The sequence below is a fragment of the Herbidospora sp. NBRC 101105 genome, assembly GCF_030269205.1.
GTDB lineage: Bacteria > Actinomycetota > Actinomycetes > Streptosporangiales > Streptosporangiaceae > Herbidospora > Herbidospora solisilvae.
Genome location: NZ_BSSX01000001.1, coordinates 42215 through 56620 on the forward strand (window position 1 = coordinate 42215; position 14406 = coordinate 56620).

Here is a 14406-nt window from a genome sequence, read left to right on the forward strand (position 1 = left end):
GGTTGCGTGTGACTCGGCGTCGGGAAGACGCTGGGCCGAGTGGAACCGAACGAGTACGAGGAGCAGATCCGCCTGCACCTCGCGGCGATAGCCCGAAGAGCGGCCGGCCCGGAGGTCGTCGACGCTCTCCTCGCGCACGCCCGGGTCGCCCGTTCCCCCGCCTCGGTCGACGGCGCGATCCGCGCGGCCCGGCTGCTCTGCGAACACGACGCCGAGGAACACGAGGGCACGCTGGTACGCGCCCTCCGGTCGGGCGCCGACACCCTCATCCGCCGCCCCGCGATGGCGTTGCCCCTGGCCGAGGAGGCCGTCACCCTGGCCCGCGGCCTCGGCGGCCCGTCGCTGATCGTCTCCCTGGCGACCCTGTCGCGGGTGCTCCGCGCGGCCGGACGGCCCGCCGAAGCCGACGCGGCGGCCGCCGAGGCCGAGTCGCTATCGTGACGCGGTGACCGTTTCCCTGACAGACCACGTCTTCACCGTCCCGCTGGACCACTCCGACCCCTCCCGGGGCTCGATCGAGCTGTTCGCCCGGGAGGCGGCCGACTCCCGGCGCGCGGGCGACGACCTGCCGTGGTTGCTGTTCCTGCAGGGCGGCCCCGGCGGCAAGGCCCCCCGCCCGATGTCGGGAGACGCCTGGCTCGAACACGCGCTGCTGACCCACCGTGTGCTCCTGCTCGACCAGCGCGGGACCGGCCGCAGCACCCCCGTGACGGCGAAGTCCCTCCCCGCCCCCGACGGCCCCGAACTGGCCGCCTACCTGCGCCACTTCCGCGCCGACGCGATCGTGGACGACGCCGAGCACATCCGGCGCGCGCTGGGCGTCGAACGGTGGTCGACCCTGGGCCAGTCGTACGGCGGCTTCGTGACGCTGACCTACCTGTCCAAGGCCCCCGGCTCCCTGTCGGCCTGCTACGTGACGGGCGGCCTGGCGGGCCTGCACGCCGACGCCGACGAGGTCTACAGCCGCACCTACCGCCGCGTCGAAGACAAACTCCGCCGCTACTTCACCCGCTACCCCGACGACCGCGCCGCCCTCGACGGCCTGCTCGCCCACCTGGCGGCCAACGACGTCCGCCTCCCGGACGGCGACCGCCTCACCCCCCACCGCCTCAAGTTCCTCGGCATGGAACTGGGCACCGCGAGCGGCGCCGAGTCCCTGCACTGGCTCCTGACCGAGGCATGGGTCGGCGGCGAACTGTCCGACGAGTTCCTCTACCAGGTGATGGCCGAGACGTCCTTCGCCGGCAATCCCCTGTACGCGGTCATGCACGAGTCCATCTACTCGCAGGGCGCCCCCACGAACTGGTCGGCGGCCCGCCTGGCCCTCGACCTGCCCCTGACCGGGGAGATGATCTATCCCTGGATGTTCGACGAGATCCGCGCGCTGCGCCCGTTCCGGGAGACGGCCGAATGCCTGGCCCGGATGACCTGGCCGGCGTTGTATGACCCCGCCCGCCTGGCCGCCAACGAGGTGCCGGTCGGCGCGGTCGTCTACTACGACGACATGTACGTGGACGAGGGCCTGTCGGCACAGACGGCCCGCGAGGTCGCGAACGTGACGACGTGGGTCACGAACGAGTTCGAGCACGACGGGCTGCGGGTGTCGGGGGAGACGGTCATCCGGAAGGTGATGGGCTTGGTCCAGGCCAGATGAGGCGGTAGCGACCGCCTTCGGCGCGGATGACACGGCGGGCGCGGGCGAACAGGTGCGGGTCGGACCGGGCGATCTCCTCGAAGTCTTCGGGCGTCATCTGCCGCACCCAGTCGAACGCCACCACCGGAATCTGCGAGGGGTCGACATCGAGTTCCATCAACGTCACGGCCGCCAGCAACGCGCCCGAGGGCGTGGCCTGGTGTTTTCGGAGCACCTGGTCGACGAGGTCGAGATTCCTCCTGTCGTGGGCGATCACATACAAAACGCAGTCGAGCAGCTCGGCCGAGTATTCGAAATCCGAGTACCGGTTGCAGATCGTGGCGATGAAATCGACGGACAGGTGCTGTCGCTCACCTTGGACAAGCTGCAGAAGACGACGATTCATCCAGGGGTCGTCTTGGAAAGGGAAACCGAGGTGACGTGCGCGTGGAGAGATCCTGAGCCACGCGTCGAGTAGCGCGCCCATCAGCGAGTCGGCGGACTGGGCGGAAGTGCTCACGAAGGTCCTCGCAAGCATCGGCCGGTGGCGGAGCACCGCGCCCGCGAGGGCGTTTATCAGGTGGCGTCCGCTTCCGGTGTCCAGAGACGTGCGAGCCGGTCGCACCACCCAGGCCGCCTCTTGGTCGCCTGGAGGTATCTCATAGGTCCATCTGGCGATCTCGTCGGGCATGGTGGCCTCGACAAGGGGTTCGCCGAGCATCACGGTGATCTCCCGCTCGTTCCCCTCCTCCCACGTCGGCACGATGGTCAGCCAGTCGTTGAGCGCGTGCCACTCCTCGCCTGCCATGCCCGCCCGCCACAGGTCGACGAGGTTCTGCCAGTGGTGGATGTGCGCCGGCGGCGCGCCGAACAGCTCGCCGGCCCGGGTCGGCCCGCTCAGCACGCTGAGCAGCAGCACGAGGTTGGCCGTGCGGCGGGCCACGTTCTGCGCTGCGGAGACCGGACTCGGGCGGTAGTCGCCGACGGTCACGGTGGCATCGAAATAGGCGTCTCGGAAGAGGCGCAGAAGGAGCAGTCGTTCGCGCGGATCGTCCTCGCGCATCTCGCTGAGAAAACGCAGAATCGGCGTCCGGACGGCGAGGACGGCGAACGACAGGAGATCGGCCAGAATCGTCTGTGACCTCTGCTGGAAGGCCCTGCGGCGTCCCTCCTGCTCGGCTTCCTCCGTGACCTGACTTCTGATCAGGCGGGCGATGAGATATTCGCCGAAAGTGGCGTGCAGGAACTCGTAGGTGCTGAAGGCGTCGGTGTCCTGCTGTGCCTGTGCCTGGTGGACGAAGAAGAACCGCCCGAGCACTTTCTGCGCGGCGGTCAGTGACCGCTGGAACCCGGTCGTCGCGACCGTGCCCTGCGGCATGAGCGCGGACAGGTCGCGGTTCAGGTCGTCGTGGGTGACCCACTGCTGGCCCCGGTTGAACATCGCGAACGCGGCGACCGACAACCGCAGCAACTCGAACTCGACCGATTCGGCAAGGCCTGGGTCGTCGAGGTCCTGCTCGTGTTTGCGGATCTCCCGCGCGGCGAACCGTCGCAGGAGGCGTTCGTACAGCTCGGACTGGCGCAACCGGCCGGTGAGGGCGGCGCCGTCGGCGTCGTAGAGGGCGAGCATCAGCAGGAGCAGCGGTTGCCGGGCCAGGTCGGGATAGCAGAGCACGTCGTGCGACGACAGGCGAGAGCCGGTGCTGCGGTTCCACGAATCCACCCAGGCCTCGACCTGCTCGTTCGAGAAGGGCTCCAGCCGGAGCGCCACCGACTCCCGGGGCACCCGGCACCGGTCGGCGACGGCGGTCCGGGTCGTCACGATCACCGCGAGCGGGCGGCCCAGCGACGCTTCGCGGTCCTGGAACTCCATGGCCTGCCGCAGGTAGTCGGCCCGGTTGACGCCGGTCGCCTGGAGCAGTTCGTCGAGGCCGTCGAGCAGCACCACGGGCAGCGCGCCCTCCGCCGATCGGGCCAGCTCGGGCCACGAGATCGTCTCGCCGGTCGTCACGTGGACACCCGCCTCGATCTGCTCCTGGATGCCCGCGTCGGCGGGCACCTGCCGCAGCGGCACCCGGATCGGCAGGAAGTCGCTCGGTGGCAGCCGGGCCGCGAGCATCTGCGTCAGCACCGACTTCCCCGCCCCGGGCTGGCCGAGCACGAGCAGGGGCGCGCGCAACGCCTCGAACGAGGTGAGGTGCCCGGCCAGGAACCGGCCCAGGTCGCCGCGGACCTCCTCCTGCTCCCACGTCGACTCGAGGCTCAGGTCGCTGCCGCTCGGGTCGCCGACCCGCCGGAAGAGCGGCACGACGTAGCCCTCGCCGAGGCTGGGGATGCGCAGGTCGCCGACCTGCTCGTCGCTTCGGGTGATCGGCCGGATCAGCGCCCCGGCGTTGAGCGCGTGGATGCTCCGCACCTTCGCCGACGGCGTCCGCCCGGCCGTCACCTCCATCAGCATCTGCTCCAGGCCGGCGAGCGCCGTCTGGGTCGATTCGTGGGCCCGCATCTGCGCCCAGAAGGCGAACTCGGGGAAGTCGGAGGCGAGCCGGTGATAGAGGTCCTCGTAACGGCGCGTCGCGGCGTCGGGCAGCCGGCTGGAGAAGGCGTACATTAACTGCTCCCACCGGCCGGGGCTGACCTGGCCCGGGTCGACGACCTCGATGATCATGTTCATCTGGCTGCCGGCGAGCGCGTAGGTCCGCCGCAGTTCGTCGAGATGGACCGATGTCGGTGTCACCGGATCGCGTTCGACCAGGCAGGAACGCAACGTTCTAACGCTGCTCATCAGCGACTCGGCGGCTGGTTCGTCGATCCGCAGGTCTTCGAGCCGAACCGGCAGCTTCACGTCGTCGAGCGCTTCGAAGAAGGCCGTCGTGATGATGATCTCGTGGGCGGCGACCAGCCGTTCGGTCCGGGTCGCGCGGGGTGCCCGGCCCAGCTTTTCGCGCAGGCTCCCCAGAAGTTGGTTCGCCAGCCGAACGGCCTCCGTCTTGGCGTCGAACAGGCTGAGCGTCAGTGGGCCGCCCGCGAACAGGGCCACCCCCAGCGCGTTGTCGAGGGCTCTGATCACCTTCGAATCGCCGCCCAGTAACTCAACCGCGTCGGCGTAGGTCACCCGCTTGGCCATTCCCCGATCCTAGGGACGTGTGATGCAGTTGCGGGTATGGCGCGAAATCTCATTCTCTCCGGAGGTGTGGCCCACGACTTCGCGGCCACGTCCCGGACGTTGGCCGAGGTCCTCCTCGAAGCGGGCGTCGAGTCGGAGATCACCGACGACATCGCGGGCGCCCTCTCCGAACCCCCGCAGGTCGACCTGATCACCCTCAACGCCATGCGCTGGTGCAACCAGCGTGGTCACTTCGAGGACCAGCGCGACCAGTGGCACCTGCCGCTCGGCCAGGACGCCCGCGCGGTCCTGCTCGACCACCTGAACAAGGGCGGCGGCCTGCTCGCCATGCACACCGCCTCCATCTGCTTCGACGACTGGCAGGGCTGGCCGCGGGTGCTGGGCGCCTCGTGGAAGTGGGGCAAGTCGCATCATCCGCCGATCGGCTGGACCACCGTCCACGTCAACCGCGACCACGTCATCACCGACGGGCTGCGCGACTTCGACGTCGTCGACGAGGTCTACAGCGACCTCGACGTCCTCCCCGACGTCACGCCGCTGGCCACGTCGATGGGCCAGCCCGTCCTGTGGGCGCGGAACGTCAGAAGGGGGCGGCTCGTGTACGACGCCCTCGGCCACGACACACGCTCCTACGACTCGCCGGTCCACCGCACGCTGTTGTGCCGTGCGGCCCAGTGGCTACTTCGCCAGCCCGTCGGCATCTGCGAGTAGCCGGGCCGACTCCGACTCCTCGGCCAGCCGGCGCACGACGTCCAGGACCCGGCCGTAGAGCACGGTGCCGATCACGTGGGCCTCGACCGCCGTCTCGCGGGGGCCGTCGAACGGGATGCGGGCCATCTCGTGGTCGCGCACCAGGCCGCCGACCGCGGCGGCGTAGGGGCGCAGGTCGGGCAGGGTGACCTCCTGGCCGAGGCGGCGGAGGGTCACGATGGTCTGGGCGAGTTCGGCCCGGCCGGGGGCGGCCGGTTCGACCCGCCAGCCGCGCTCGCGGATGAGCTCGTCGACCATGGCCCGCGCGGCCTCCCACTCCTCGGTGTCCTCGGGTTCGGTCTTCGGGGACAGCGCGTAGTGGGCGGTGCCGAGCATCTCGTGCACGCCCATCGTCTCGTCCTCGACGGCCTCGATCACGGCCCGGATGGCGGAGATGGGCAGTTTGCCCACTTCGAGGAGGGCTCTGATCAGGCGGAGCCGCCGCACATGCGGGGCGCCGTACACCGAACGGGTCGCGGAGACCTGTTCGCCCGGCGGCAGGAGCCCTTCTCGCAGGTAGTACTTGATGGTCGGGATGGGCACGCCGGTCGTTTCGCTGAGCTGGGAGATCCGCACGCTGGATATGTTAGCTATCCAAGCGGCCCACTCCGGCGAGCCCGATCGCGCCGCTGGACGGCGTCGCCGGCCTCCGGGCCGCCGGGTCGTCGGGGCGCCAGTCGGCGACCTCGACCAGCCCCGGCTCGACCAGGTTGAAGCCGTCGAACAGCGACAGGACCTCGTCGTGGGTGCGGAAGGCGAGGCCGCCGGCCGTGCTCCTCGCGTAGATCTCGCGGCCCGCCGCCAGGTCGTCGCCGCCGGCCGTGCCGGGGCTCATGTGGGAGATCACCAGGTGGCTGCCGGGGGCCAGGGCGTCGCGGAACCCGGCGACGTGCCGACGGGCCTCCTCGTCGTCGGTGACGAAGTGGAGCACCGCGACCATCAGCACCGCGACCGGCCGGGAGAAGTCGAGGTGGGCGCGCACGCCGGGGTGGCCGACGATCCAGTCGGGCTCGCGCAGGTCGCCCTCGGTCACGATGGTCTGCGGGTTGTCGGCCAGGATCGCGCGGGCGTGCACCAGCACCATGGGGTCGTTGTCGACGTACACGACCCTGCAGTCGGGCGCGTGCCGGAGGGCCACCTCGTGCACGTTGTCGCGGGTGGGCAGGCCCGCGCCGACGTCGAGGAACTGCCGCACGCCCTGGTCGACCAGGTGGCGGACGGCCCGGCCGAGGAACCGGCGGTTGGCCCGCGCCAGGTCCTTCGCGTCGGGGGAGATGGCGTCGATCGCCTCCGCGGCCTCGCGGTCGACCGCGAAATGGTCCTTGCCGCCCAGGAAGTAGTCGTACATCCGGGCCACACTCGGCGTGAGGGGGTCGACGCCGGGGGGTGCCTTTTCGAGGGTCACGCCGCGATCCTAAACCGCATCAGACTCACTGGTATGGCGAAATATCGCATCACGCCAACCGGCACTTGAGTGGGAAATCGTCCGGGATTAGCGTGATTTGGGCCCACCGGGACGGATCGCGCCCCGCCCCGGTGGGCCTCTATGAATTGGTGTGGAATGTCACTATTGAGCCACTTAGGGTCCGGGCGGAGCCGGAACACCGGTAGCTTTCCTACCCGTGCGCCCACCACGACGCGGCGACCAGCTCGGCCACGAGCGTCTCCGTGAGGAGCGCGACGCCGGGATCGTCGTCATGCCGGTAACGCACGCTCCCGGCCTGCCCGGCCACCTCGCCGCCGACGGCGACGACCGTCGAGCCGCGCTCCCTGACCCACTCCATCGCCTGGTCGTCGTAGGGGGAACCGGGGAACAGCAGGGCGCGGTAGTCGTAGGTCTTGGTGAGGTAGACGTCGACATGGGCCCAGTCGCCGGTCTCGCACGCGGTGGCCTGGCGGCGCGGCCCCTCGCGCACCATCAGCGCCGACTGGTCGGCCGACGACAGGCGCTCGGCGGGGGCGATCGTGTAGACACCGTGGGGGCCGTCGAGCAGCTCCAGCACCCCCGGCAGCCAGTCGGCCCGCCGGTCGAGCAGATCCTGCGTCGCCTCGGCGGCCCGCCTGACCAGGGAACCGTCCATGGTGCGGTCGGTCAGGGCGAGCAGCAGGGCCAGGGTGTGCTGGAAGGTCCGGCACGCCACCCCGCCCTCCTCCGGGCCGGCCAGCATCGGGACGACGTGGTCGGCGCCCTCGGTGATCGGCGACCCGTCCTTGTTGGTCAGCGCGGTCACGAACGACACGCCCTGGTGGCGGGCCACCGCGGCGAGGGTCTCGCGGCTGCCGCCGGTGGCGGAGATCGCCACGACCAGGGTCGCCGGGTCGGGCGGGTAGCCCAGGGCCGTCGAGGCGTAGTCGGCGGCGGCGTCGATCCCGAGGGCGCGCAGGCGCAGGGCGGCGACGCGGGCGGCGTACCGGGAACTGCCCATGCCCAGGAACAACACCCGCCGAGGGTCGGCGGGCAGGCCGTCGAACAGGCCGCCCGCGTCGAGCGCGGCGGCCAGCCGGTCGAGCGACTCGGGCTTCTTCAGCAGGTCGTCGAGGAACTTTCCGGCGTCCATCTCGTCAGCCTTTCAGAACCAGGTCCGCAGCACGCCCATGGGGGCGTAGCGCCAGCGCTCCAGGAACCGGCCCGCGTAGATGAGCTCCCGGCAGAGCTGCTCGGCCTCGAACGGCCGCAGCAGCGAACGGTCGAGCAGGTCGCCCCGCCCGGCCTCCTCCAGCCGTCTCGTGTACGCGTTCTCCAGCCCCTCCCGCGCGCCCCACACCCAGGCCGAGACCGCCTGCGGATCGGCGCCGCGCCGCTTGATCGCCACCTGCCCGGCGTTCTCGACGCTGATCACGAGCTGGGCCAGGTCGCGGGCGGCGGGCTGGTAGGGGGAGGCGTCCGGCACGGTCGGGTTGCCGTCGAAGTCGATCAGCGAGAAGCCGCCCTCCCATTCGAGGATCTGGCCCACGTGCAGATCCCCGTGGACGCGCATCACCTGCGTCTCCCCGGCCACCTGCAACGGCGCGAGCTCCCGCCGCAGGTCGGCGACGTGGTCGGCGAGCCAGCGCCCGTCGGTCTCGTCGGTCGTCAGGGCCAGCGCCTCGTCGAGCGCGCGCCCGGCCCGCTCCGCCCAGCCGTCGGTGGCCGGCATCAGGCGCACCGGCTCGGGCACGACCTCCGAGGGCGTGGCCATGGCCAGGTGGAGGTCGGCGGCCAGGGCGCCGATCTCGGCCGCGAAGGCGGTCCGTCCGGCGGCGGCCTGCTCGGCGCACCACTCCCAGCCGTCGCGCGCCCCCGGCAGGTACGCCGTGGCCAGCCCGGCCAGCGCCGCCCCGCAGAAGATCGCCGCATACGGCTCGGCCGTGCGGGTGAACCCCGTGCTCGCCAGATGGGTCAGCATCTCCAGACCGGGATGCGGGCCCTCCGACGGACGGGGGAACCACTTCACGATCACCTTCTCGCCGACGACCACCGACCGGTGGGTCTGGTCGACGGTGATCGCGCGTTCTCCCGCCGGGAAGTCCGGCAGCGGGCGCATCTCGCGCACCCTGAAGGGCGCCGGCGCGGCGCCCAGGTTCCTGAGGACCTGCTCGGTCACCCCGGGACCCGCCTCAAGCTCCTCGCCGAGGCGCAGCACGACGTTCCCCGGCAACGCCCAGTCTGCGGACTCCACCGCGATCTCCTGAATGTCGGTTCAACTGGAAGCACAAACTCAGAGCTCACCCCGCGCGGCACAGTCTTGTCTAATTTGATGTCTCCTGCAACACTCGCCAAACATCAGAAGGGGGGCCCGATATGTCGCGTGGGCGAGGTTCGAACCTCGCGCGGTTGATCTTCCTCGGACCTGGGCTGATCATGTTGACGCTGCTGGCCGTGGTGCCGATGCTGCTGATGCTCAGCACCATGTTCTTCCAGCGCGGTCGCTTCGGCGGGGTGGTCTACGAGTTCACCACCGCCAACTTCAGCAGGCTGTTCCAGCCGCTCTACCTGAACGTGATCCAGGACAGCCTGGTCGTCGCGGGCCTGGTGACGGTGCTGGCGCTGCTGATCGGCTATCCGACGGCCTACGCCATCGCGCAGCTTCCGCCGAAGTGGAAGACGATCGCGCTGCTGGCCATCATGTTGCCGTTCTGGACGAACTTCCTGATCCGCATGTACGCCTGGACGATCCTGCTCAGCGGTCCCGGCCTGGTCAACGAGGCGCTCACCGGCATCGGCCTGATCGACAAGCCGCTCGAACTGCTCTACAACCGGGGCACCGTGGTCGTCGGCCTGCTCTACGGCTATCTGTCGCTGATGATCCTGCCGATCTACTCGGCGGTCGAGCGGCTCGACCCGCGCCTGCGGGAGGCCAGCGCCAACCTGGGCGCCTCTCCTGTGCGCACGTTCTTCAGCGTCACGCTGCCGTTGACGCTGCCGTCCGCGCTGATCGGGGCCGTGCTCGTGTTCGTGCCCAGCTTCGGGAACTTCGTCGTGCCGGAGATCCTCGGCGGCGGAAAGGCGATCATGGTGGGCAACCTGATCCGCGACCAGTTCCTCAAGGCCCGCGACTGGCCCTTCGGCGCCACGATCGCGCTCGTCATGGTCGTGGTCACGGTGATCCTGCTGCTGGCCCAGGCGGTCGTCTCGCGGAGGACGCGCAGTGCGTAAGAAGCCGTCGCGTATCGTCTTCCTGCCCCTGTGGCTGGTCTACGTGTTCTTCTACGTGCCCATCGCGGTCGTGGTCTTCATGTCGTTCAACTCGGGCGACAACCCCTACGTCTTCAAGGGCTTCAGCCTCGACTGGTACGGCAAGCTCGCCGGGGACGAGACCATCCTCCAGGGGCTCGGCAACACCCTCATCGTCGCGGTCGGCACCTGCCTGGTCTCGACGGTCGTCGGCACACTCCTCGCCGTCGGCCTGGCCCGGCACACCCGCTCGAAGGTGATCGAGGCCATCGCCACGATGCCGGCCATCCTGCCGGAGCTGATGCTGGCCATCGGCCTGCTTATCTTCTACACCGCGATCGACTTCACGCTGGGCCTGACGTCGATCCTGCTGGCCCATCTGACCTTCGGCATCCCGCTCGTCGCGGTGGTCGTCAGGGTGCGGCTGGCCTCGATGGACACCTCGCTGGAGGAGGCCTCGACCGACCTCGGCGCGAGCCCGCTCCAGACGTTCTTCCGCATCACCCTGCCCGGCCTGGCCCCCGGCATCGCGGCCGGCGCCCTGCTGGCGTTCACGTTCTCGCTCGACGAGTTCGTGCTGGCCTTCTTCTCGGCCGGCCCGACCGACCCGACGCTGCCCATCGTGATCTACTCGATGGTCAGGTTCGGCGTGACCCCCGACATCAACGCCCTGGCCACCCTCCTGCTGACCGTCAGCGTCGTCGCGGTGCTCGCCGTCCAGCGCATGACCCGAATCACGGAGTCCCTCAAATGACACTGCTTTCCATCGAGGGGGTATCCCGGAAGTTCGGGAACGTCACGGCCCTCTCGGACGTCTCGATCGACATCCAGCAGGGGGAGTTCTTCGCGCTGCTCGGCCCGTCGGGCTGCGGCAAGACGACGCTGCTGCGCATCCTGGCCGGGTTCGAGACGCCCGACCGCGGTGGCGTCCGCCTCGACGGCGCCGACCTGCTCAAACTGGCCCCGCACAAGCGCCCGGTCAACCTGATGTTCCAGTCCTACGCGCTGTTCCCCCACATGACGGTGGCCAAGAACGTCGCGTACGGGCTGGAGCGCGAGAACCTCCCCAGGGCCGAGATCAAGGCGCGGGTGGGCGAGGTGCTGGAGAAGGTCGGCCTGGAGCCGATGGCGAACCGGCGTCCGGCCCAGCTGTCGGGCGGCCAGCAGCAGCGTGTGGCGCTGGCCCGCGCCATCGTGAAGCGCCCCCGCCTGCTGCTCCTGGACGAGCCCCTCTCGGCCCTGGACAAGAAGGTCCGCGCCGAGATGCAGCTCGAACTCAAGCGCCTCCAGCACGAGGTCGGCATCACCTTCGTCGTGGTCACCCACGACCAGGAGGAGGCCATGTCGCTGGCCGACCGCATCGCGGTCATGGACCAGGGCCGGGTCGAGCAGGTCGACGCCCCGGTGACCCTCTACGACCGCCCCCGCACTTACTTCGTGGCCGACTTCATCGGCGCGAACAACCTGTTCACGGGCGCGATCCGCGGCGGCGTCTTCTCGGCCGAGGGTCTCGGCCCGCTGCCGTCCAAGGCGACCACGGCCGACGGCTCGGCGGCCCTGGCGATCCGCCCCGAGCGGGTCCGGCTGACCGAACCCACCCCCGGCATGGTGCAGGGCGTGGTCGTCGACGTGAGCTTCTACGGCGGCGTCTCCCACATCGCGGTCGAGGTCACGGGCCTGGGCCGCAAGGTCCTGGCGGCGACGCAGGGCTCGGCCCGCATCACCCCCGGGACCGTCGTGGGCGTGACGTGGCGCCCGGAGGACGCGGTCCTCATCACGAACTGACGACCGCTTCAGATCCACCACCGCCGCGTTCCGGTCGTTCCGGGACGCGGCGGTTCTTTTCCGGCCGTGCACGCCTTAACTGCGGCGGTTTGCGACGCCAAGCCGCGGCCGCGCGGTGACGTGTCCGGCGGCCCGAACCAGGGGCTGCTCGGGTGGGACTGCCTGGGCCCTTCCGCGCCGTGAGGTGTCCGGCGGCCCGAACCAGGTGGCGGCCCGGGCGGGCCTGCCTGGGCCTGAGGTCTCCGGCGGCGCGACAGGGCTTGCCGCCGGTTTCAGGAGGCGTCCTTTGGGGGCGGGGTCGTGGTGGCGCGGCGGGCCGGGCCGCCGTTTCTGGGGCGGGGGGTCCGGGTCGTCTTCGGGCGGGCCGCCGGGGTCTCCTTCAGCGGGTGGCCGGTCGACATGCGGGCGAAGTCGAGGATGAGGCCCACGGCCTCGTCGGGGCCGATCGAGTGGTGGCGGGCGATGATGCGGTAGCCGTAGGCGTCTTCGAGGGCGACCAGGTTGCGGGCGATCTGCTCGGAGTCGCCGGCCAGCTTGAAGACGCCCTGGGCCGCGCCGATCTCCAGGATGGTCTGGTACATCGCCACCTGGCGGTCGTAGAGCGTGGTCAGCAGGGTGCCGTAGACGCGGTTGCGGCCGGCCGCGCCGCCCAGTTCGCACAGCAGGCGCACGCCCGCGTCGTCGGGCCCCTCGGGCAGGCCCGAGCGGATCGTCGTGATGAGCTTCTGGGCCGGGTCGGCGATGCCGCTGATCTTCTTGACCCGCTGCTCGTAGAAGCGTTCCATGCCGGCGTGGTGGGCCTCGATCAGCAGGTCGCGCAGATCGGGGTAGTGGTAGAGCACCGCGCCCGACGTGAGACCCGCCTCTTCTGCGATCTGGTTCAGATGGACGCCCTCGGCACCGTGCTGGATCATCGCCCGCCTGGCCGCGTCGATCAGCTCGACCCGCCGGTCTGCCCTGCTCTTGCGCTGAGTCATCGCACCCCGCCCCGTATGGAGGATCTCACAACTAGTGTCGCAGCTCTTGACGTGGTTGCTCGATAAGTATTTGAATCACGATTCAACAAATATCGGTCGGAGGGGATCGTGATTACGGACGCACTGCCGCGGGTCTTCTGGACCGACCGGCCCGGTCCGGCCGCGTACCCGCCGCTGTCGGGCGCCACGACGGCCGACCTGCTGGTCGTGGGCGGCGGCTTCACCGGCCTCTGGGCTGCTGTGCTGGCCAAACAAGAAAACCCCGCGTGCGACGTCGTTCTGGTGGAAGCCGAACGTATCGCGTTCGGCGCCACCGGCCGCAACGGGGGTTTCATCGCCGACTCGATCACCCACGGCCTGACGCACGGCGCGCACCGCTGGCCTGGGGAGATCGATCTGCTGCTGGCGATCGGCCGGGAGAACCTGGCCGCCATCGCCGATTTCGTGGCCGACCACGACATCGACGCCGACCTGCGGCTGGTCGGCAAGACGTCGGTCGCCGTCGCGCCCCATCACGTGGCGGAATTGCGGGCCGCCGAAAAGCGCCATCGGGACCATGGCGAAGACGCCACATTCCTGGACGCCGGCGACATGCGGGCCGACGTACACTCGCCGACCTACCTGGGCGGACTGCGGCTGCGCGGCACCGGCGGGCTCGTCGATCCGGTCAAACTGGCCTGGGGCCTGCGCCGCGTCGCCGAGAACCTCGGCGTGCGGATCTACGAGCACACACCGGTGACCGGCATGGAACGCTCCGGTTCGTCGGTACGCCTCCCCACGCCCCAGGGCGTGTTCGAGGCCCGCCAGGCGCTCATCGCGACCAACGCGTTCCCGTCGCCGCTGCGGCGGCTGCGCAACTACGTCCTGCCGGTGTGGGACTACGTGCTGGTCACCGAGCCGCTCGACACGGAACGGCGGACCTCGCTCGGCTGGGCCGAGGCGCAGGGCATCACCGACTCGGGCAACCAGTTCCACTACTACCGGCTGACCGCCGACGACCGGCTGCTGTTCGGCGGGTACGACGCCGTCTACAACTTCGCGGGCGGCGGCACCGACCAGCGCCCCGAATCCCACGCCCTGCTCGCCCGCCACCTGCTGGAGACCTTCCCGCAGCTGGAAGGCGTGCGGGCGACCCACCGCTGGGGCGGCCTGATCGACTCGACCAGCCGCTTCACCCCGTTCTTCGGCACCGCACTCGGCGGCCGGGTGGCCTACGCCCTCGGTTACACCGGGCTCGGCGTGGGCGCCTCGCGCTTCGGCGCCCTCGCCGGGCTCGACCTGCTGGCGCGCCGGGAGACCCGGCGTACCCGGCTGAAGATGGTGCGCCGCCGCCCGGTGCCGTTCCCGCCCGAGCCCATCAGGTGGCCGGTGGTCGAGTTCACCCGCCGGGCGCTGGCCCGCGCCGACGCGAACGAGGGCAGACGCGGGCCGTGGCTCCGCGTGCTCGACCGCTTCGGCATCGGTTTCGACAGTTAGAAGA

General features: G+C 70.3%; 13 protein-coding genes. 7 read left to right on the forward strand and 6 right to left on the reverse strand.

From position 1 onward, the window contains the following. The first annotated feature begins 39 nt into the window (after nt 1-39). Together QSK34_RS00180 and QSK34_RS00185 are read left to right on the forward strand one after the other, a co-directional pair. The gene (locus QSK34_RS00180) at nt 40-441 is read left to right on the forward strand and encodes a hypothetical protein (RefSeq protein ID WP_285578567.1); all 402 of its coding nucleotides are present in this window, start codon (nt 40-42) and stop codon (nt 439-441) included. Nucleotides 442-445: 4 nt separating this feature from the next. Then, nucleotides 446-1654 (forward strand): alpha/beta fold hydrolase, encoded by a 1209-nt coding sequence (locus QSK34_RS00185; RefSeq protein WP_285578569.1) that lies wholly within the window; start codon nt 446-448, stop codon nt 1652-1654. Here the strand turns inward: QSK34_RS00185 and QSK34_RS00190 are convergent. Continuing rightward, entirely contained in the window at nt 1617-4760 is a 3144-nt protein-coding gene (locus QSK34_RS00190; RefSeq protein ID WP_285578570.1) for an NACHT domain-containing protein, read from the reverse strand. The two genes, QSK34_RS00185 and QSK34_RS00190, sit on opposite strands and share 38 nt — an antisense overlap. A gap of 36 nt (nt 4761-4796) precedes the next feature. Here QSK34_RS00190 and QSK34_RS00195 point away from each other — a divergent pair, with 36 nt between their 5' ends. Beyond that, nucleotides 4797-5471 carry a ThuA domain-containing protein gene (locus tag QSK34_RS00195; RefSeq protein ID WP_285578572.1) on the forward strand — a complete coding sequence of 225 codons (675 nt, stop codon included), beginning with the start codon at nt 4797-4799 and terminating at the stop codon, nt 5469-5471. Here QSK34_RS00195 and QSK34_RS00200 read toward each other — a convergent pair. The 4 genes from QSK34_RS00200 to QSK34_RS00215 all read right to left on the reverse strand — a co-directional run bounded on the left by QSK34_RS00200 (nt 5439) and on the right by QSK34_RS00215 (nt 9169). Next, nucleotides 5439-6086, reverse strand: a complete 648-nt coding sequence (locus QSK34_RS00200; RefSeq protein WP_161480572.1) for a MerR family transcriptional regulator — start codon at nt 6084-6086, stop codon at nt 5439-5441. The two genes, QSK34_RS00195 and QSK34_RS00200, sit on opposite strands and share 33 nt — an antisense overlap. 10 nt (nt 6087-6096) lie before the next feature. Continuing rightward, a complete protein-coding gene (locus QSK34_RS00205) occupies nt 6097-6915 on the reverse strand; it encodes an SAM-dependent methyltransferase (RefSeq protein WP_285578575.1) in 819 nt (272 codons plus the stop codon). 211 nt (nt 6916-7126) lie between these two features. Further along, nucleotides 7127-8068 carry an SIS domain-containing protein gene (locus tag QSK34_RS00210; RefSeq protein ID WP_285578577.1) on the reverse strand — a complete coding sequence of 314 codons (942 nt, stop codon included), beginning with the start codon at nt 8066-8068 and terminating at the stop codon, nt 7127-7129. 12 nt (nt 8069-8080) lie between these two features. Beyond that, nucleotides 8081-9169 carry a hypothetical protein gene (locus QSK34_RS00215; RefSeq protein ID WP_285578579.1) on the reverse strand — a complete coding sequence of 363 codons (1089 nt, stop codon included), beginning with the start codon at nt 9167-9169 and terminating at the stop codon, nt 8081-8083. Between the two features lie 155 nt (nt 9170-9324). On the opposite strand from QSK34_RS00215, the gene QSK34_RS00220 reads away from it, so the two are divergent. Genes QSK34_RS00220 through QSK34_RS00230 form a run of 3 tightly spaced genes read left to right on the forward strand, consistent with a single transcriptional unit; the run spans nt 9325 to nt 11949 of the window. Next, complete coding sequence (locus QSK34_RS00220) at nt 9325-10146, forward strand: ABC transporter permease (protein ID WP_231515310.1); 822 nt, start codon at nt 9325-9327, stop codon at nt 10144-10146. Next, nucleotides 10139-10918: an ABC transporter permease gene (locus QSK34_RS00225; protein ID WP_285578586.1), complete on the forward strand. Its 780-nt coding sequence runs from the start codon at nt 10139-10141 to the stop codon at nt 10916-10918. The genes QSK34_RS00220 and QSK34_RS00225 overlap by 8 nt, the downstream gene beginning before the upstream one ends. After that, entirely contained in the window at nt 10915-11949 is a 1035-nt protein-coding gene (locus QSK34_RS00230; protein WP_285578587.1) for an ABC transporter ATP-binding protein, read from the forward strand. The genes QSK34_RS00225 and QSK34_RS00230 overlap by 4 nt, the downstream gene beginning before the upstream one ends. A gap of 272 nt (nt 11950-12221) precedes the next feature. On the opposite strand, the gene QSK34_RS00235 is transcribed toward QSK34_RS00230, so the two are convergent. Then, on the reverse strand, nt 12222-12926 hold the full coding sequence (locus QSK34_RS00235; protein ID WP_285578589.1) for a TetR/AcrR family transcriptional regulator: 705 nt from the start codon (nt 12924-12926) through the stop codon (nt 12222-12224). A 108-nt stretch (nt 12927-13034) separates the two neighbouring features. On the opposite strand from QSK34_RS00235, the gene QSK34_RS00240 reads away from it, so the two are divergent. Continuing rightward, a complete protein-coding gene (locus tag QSK34_RS00240; protein WP_285578590.1) occupies nt 13035-14402 on the forward strand; it encodes an NAD(P)/FAD-dependent oxidoreductase in 1368 nt (455 codons plus the stop codon). Nucleotides 14403-14406: the final 4 nt, after the last annotated feature.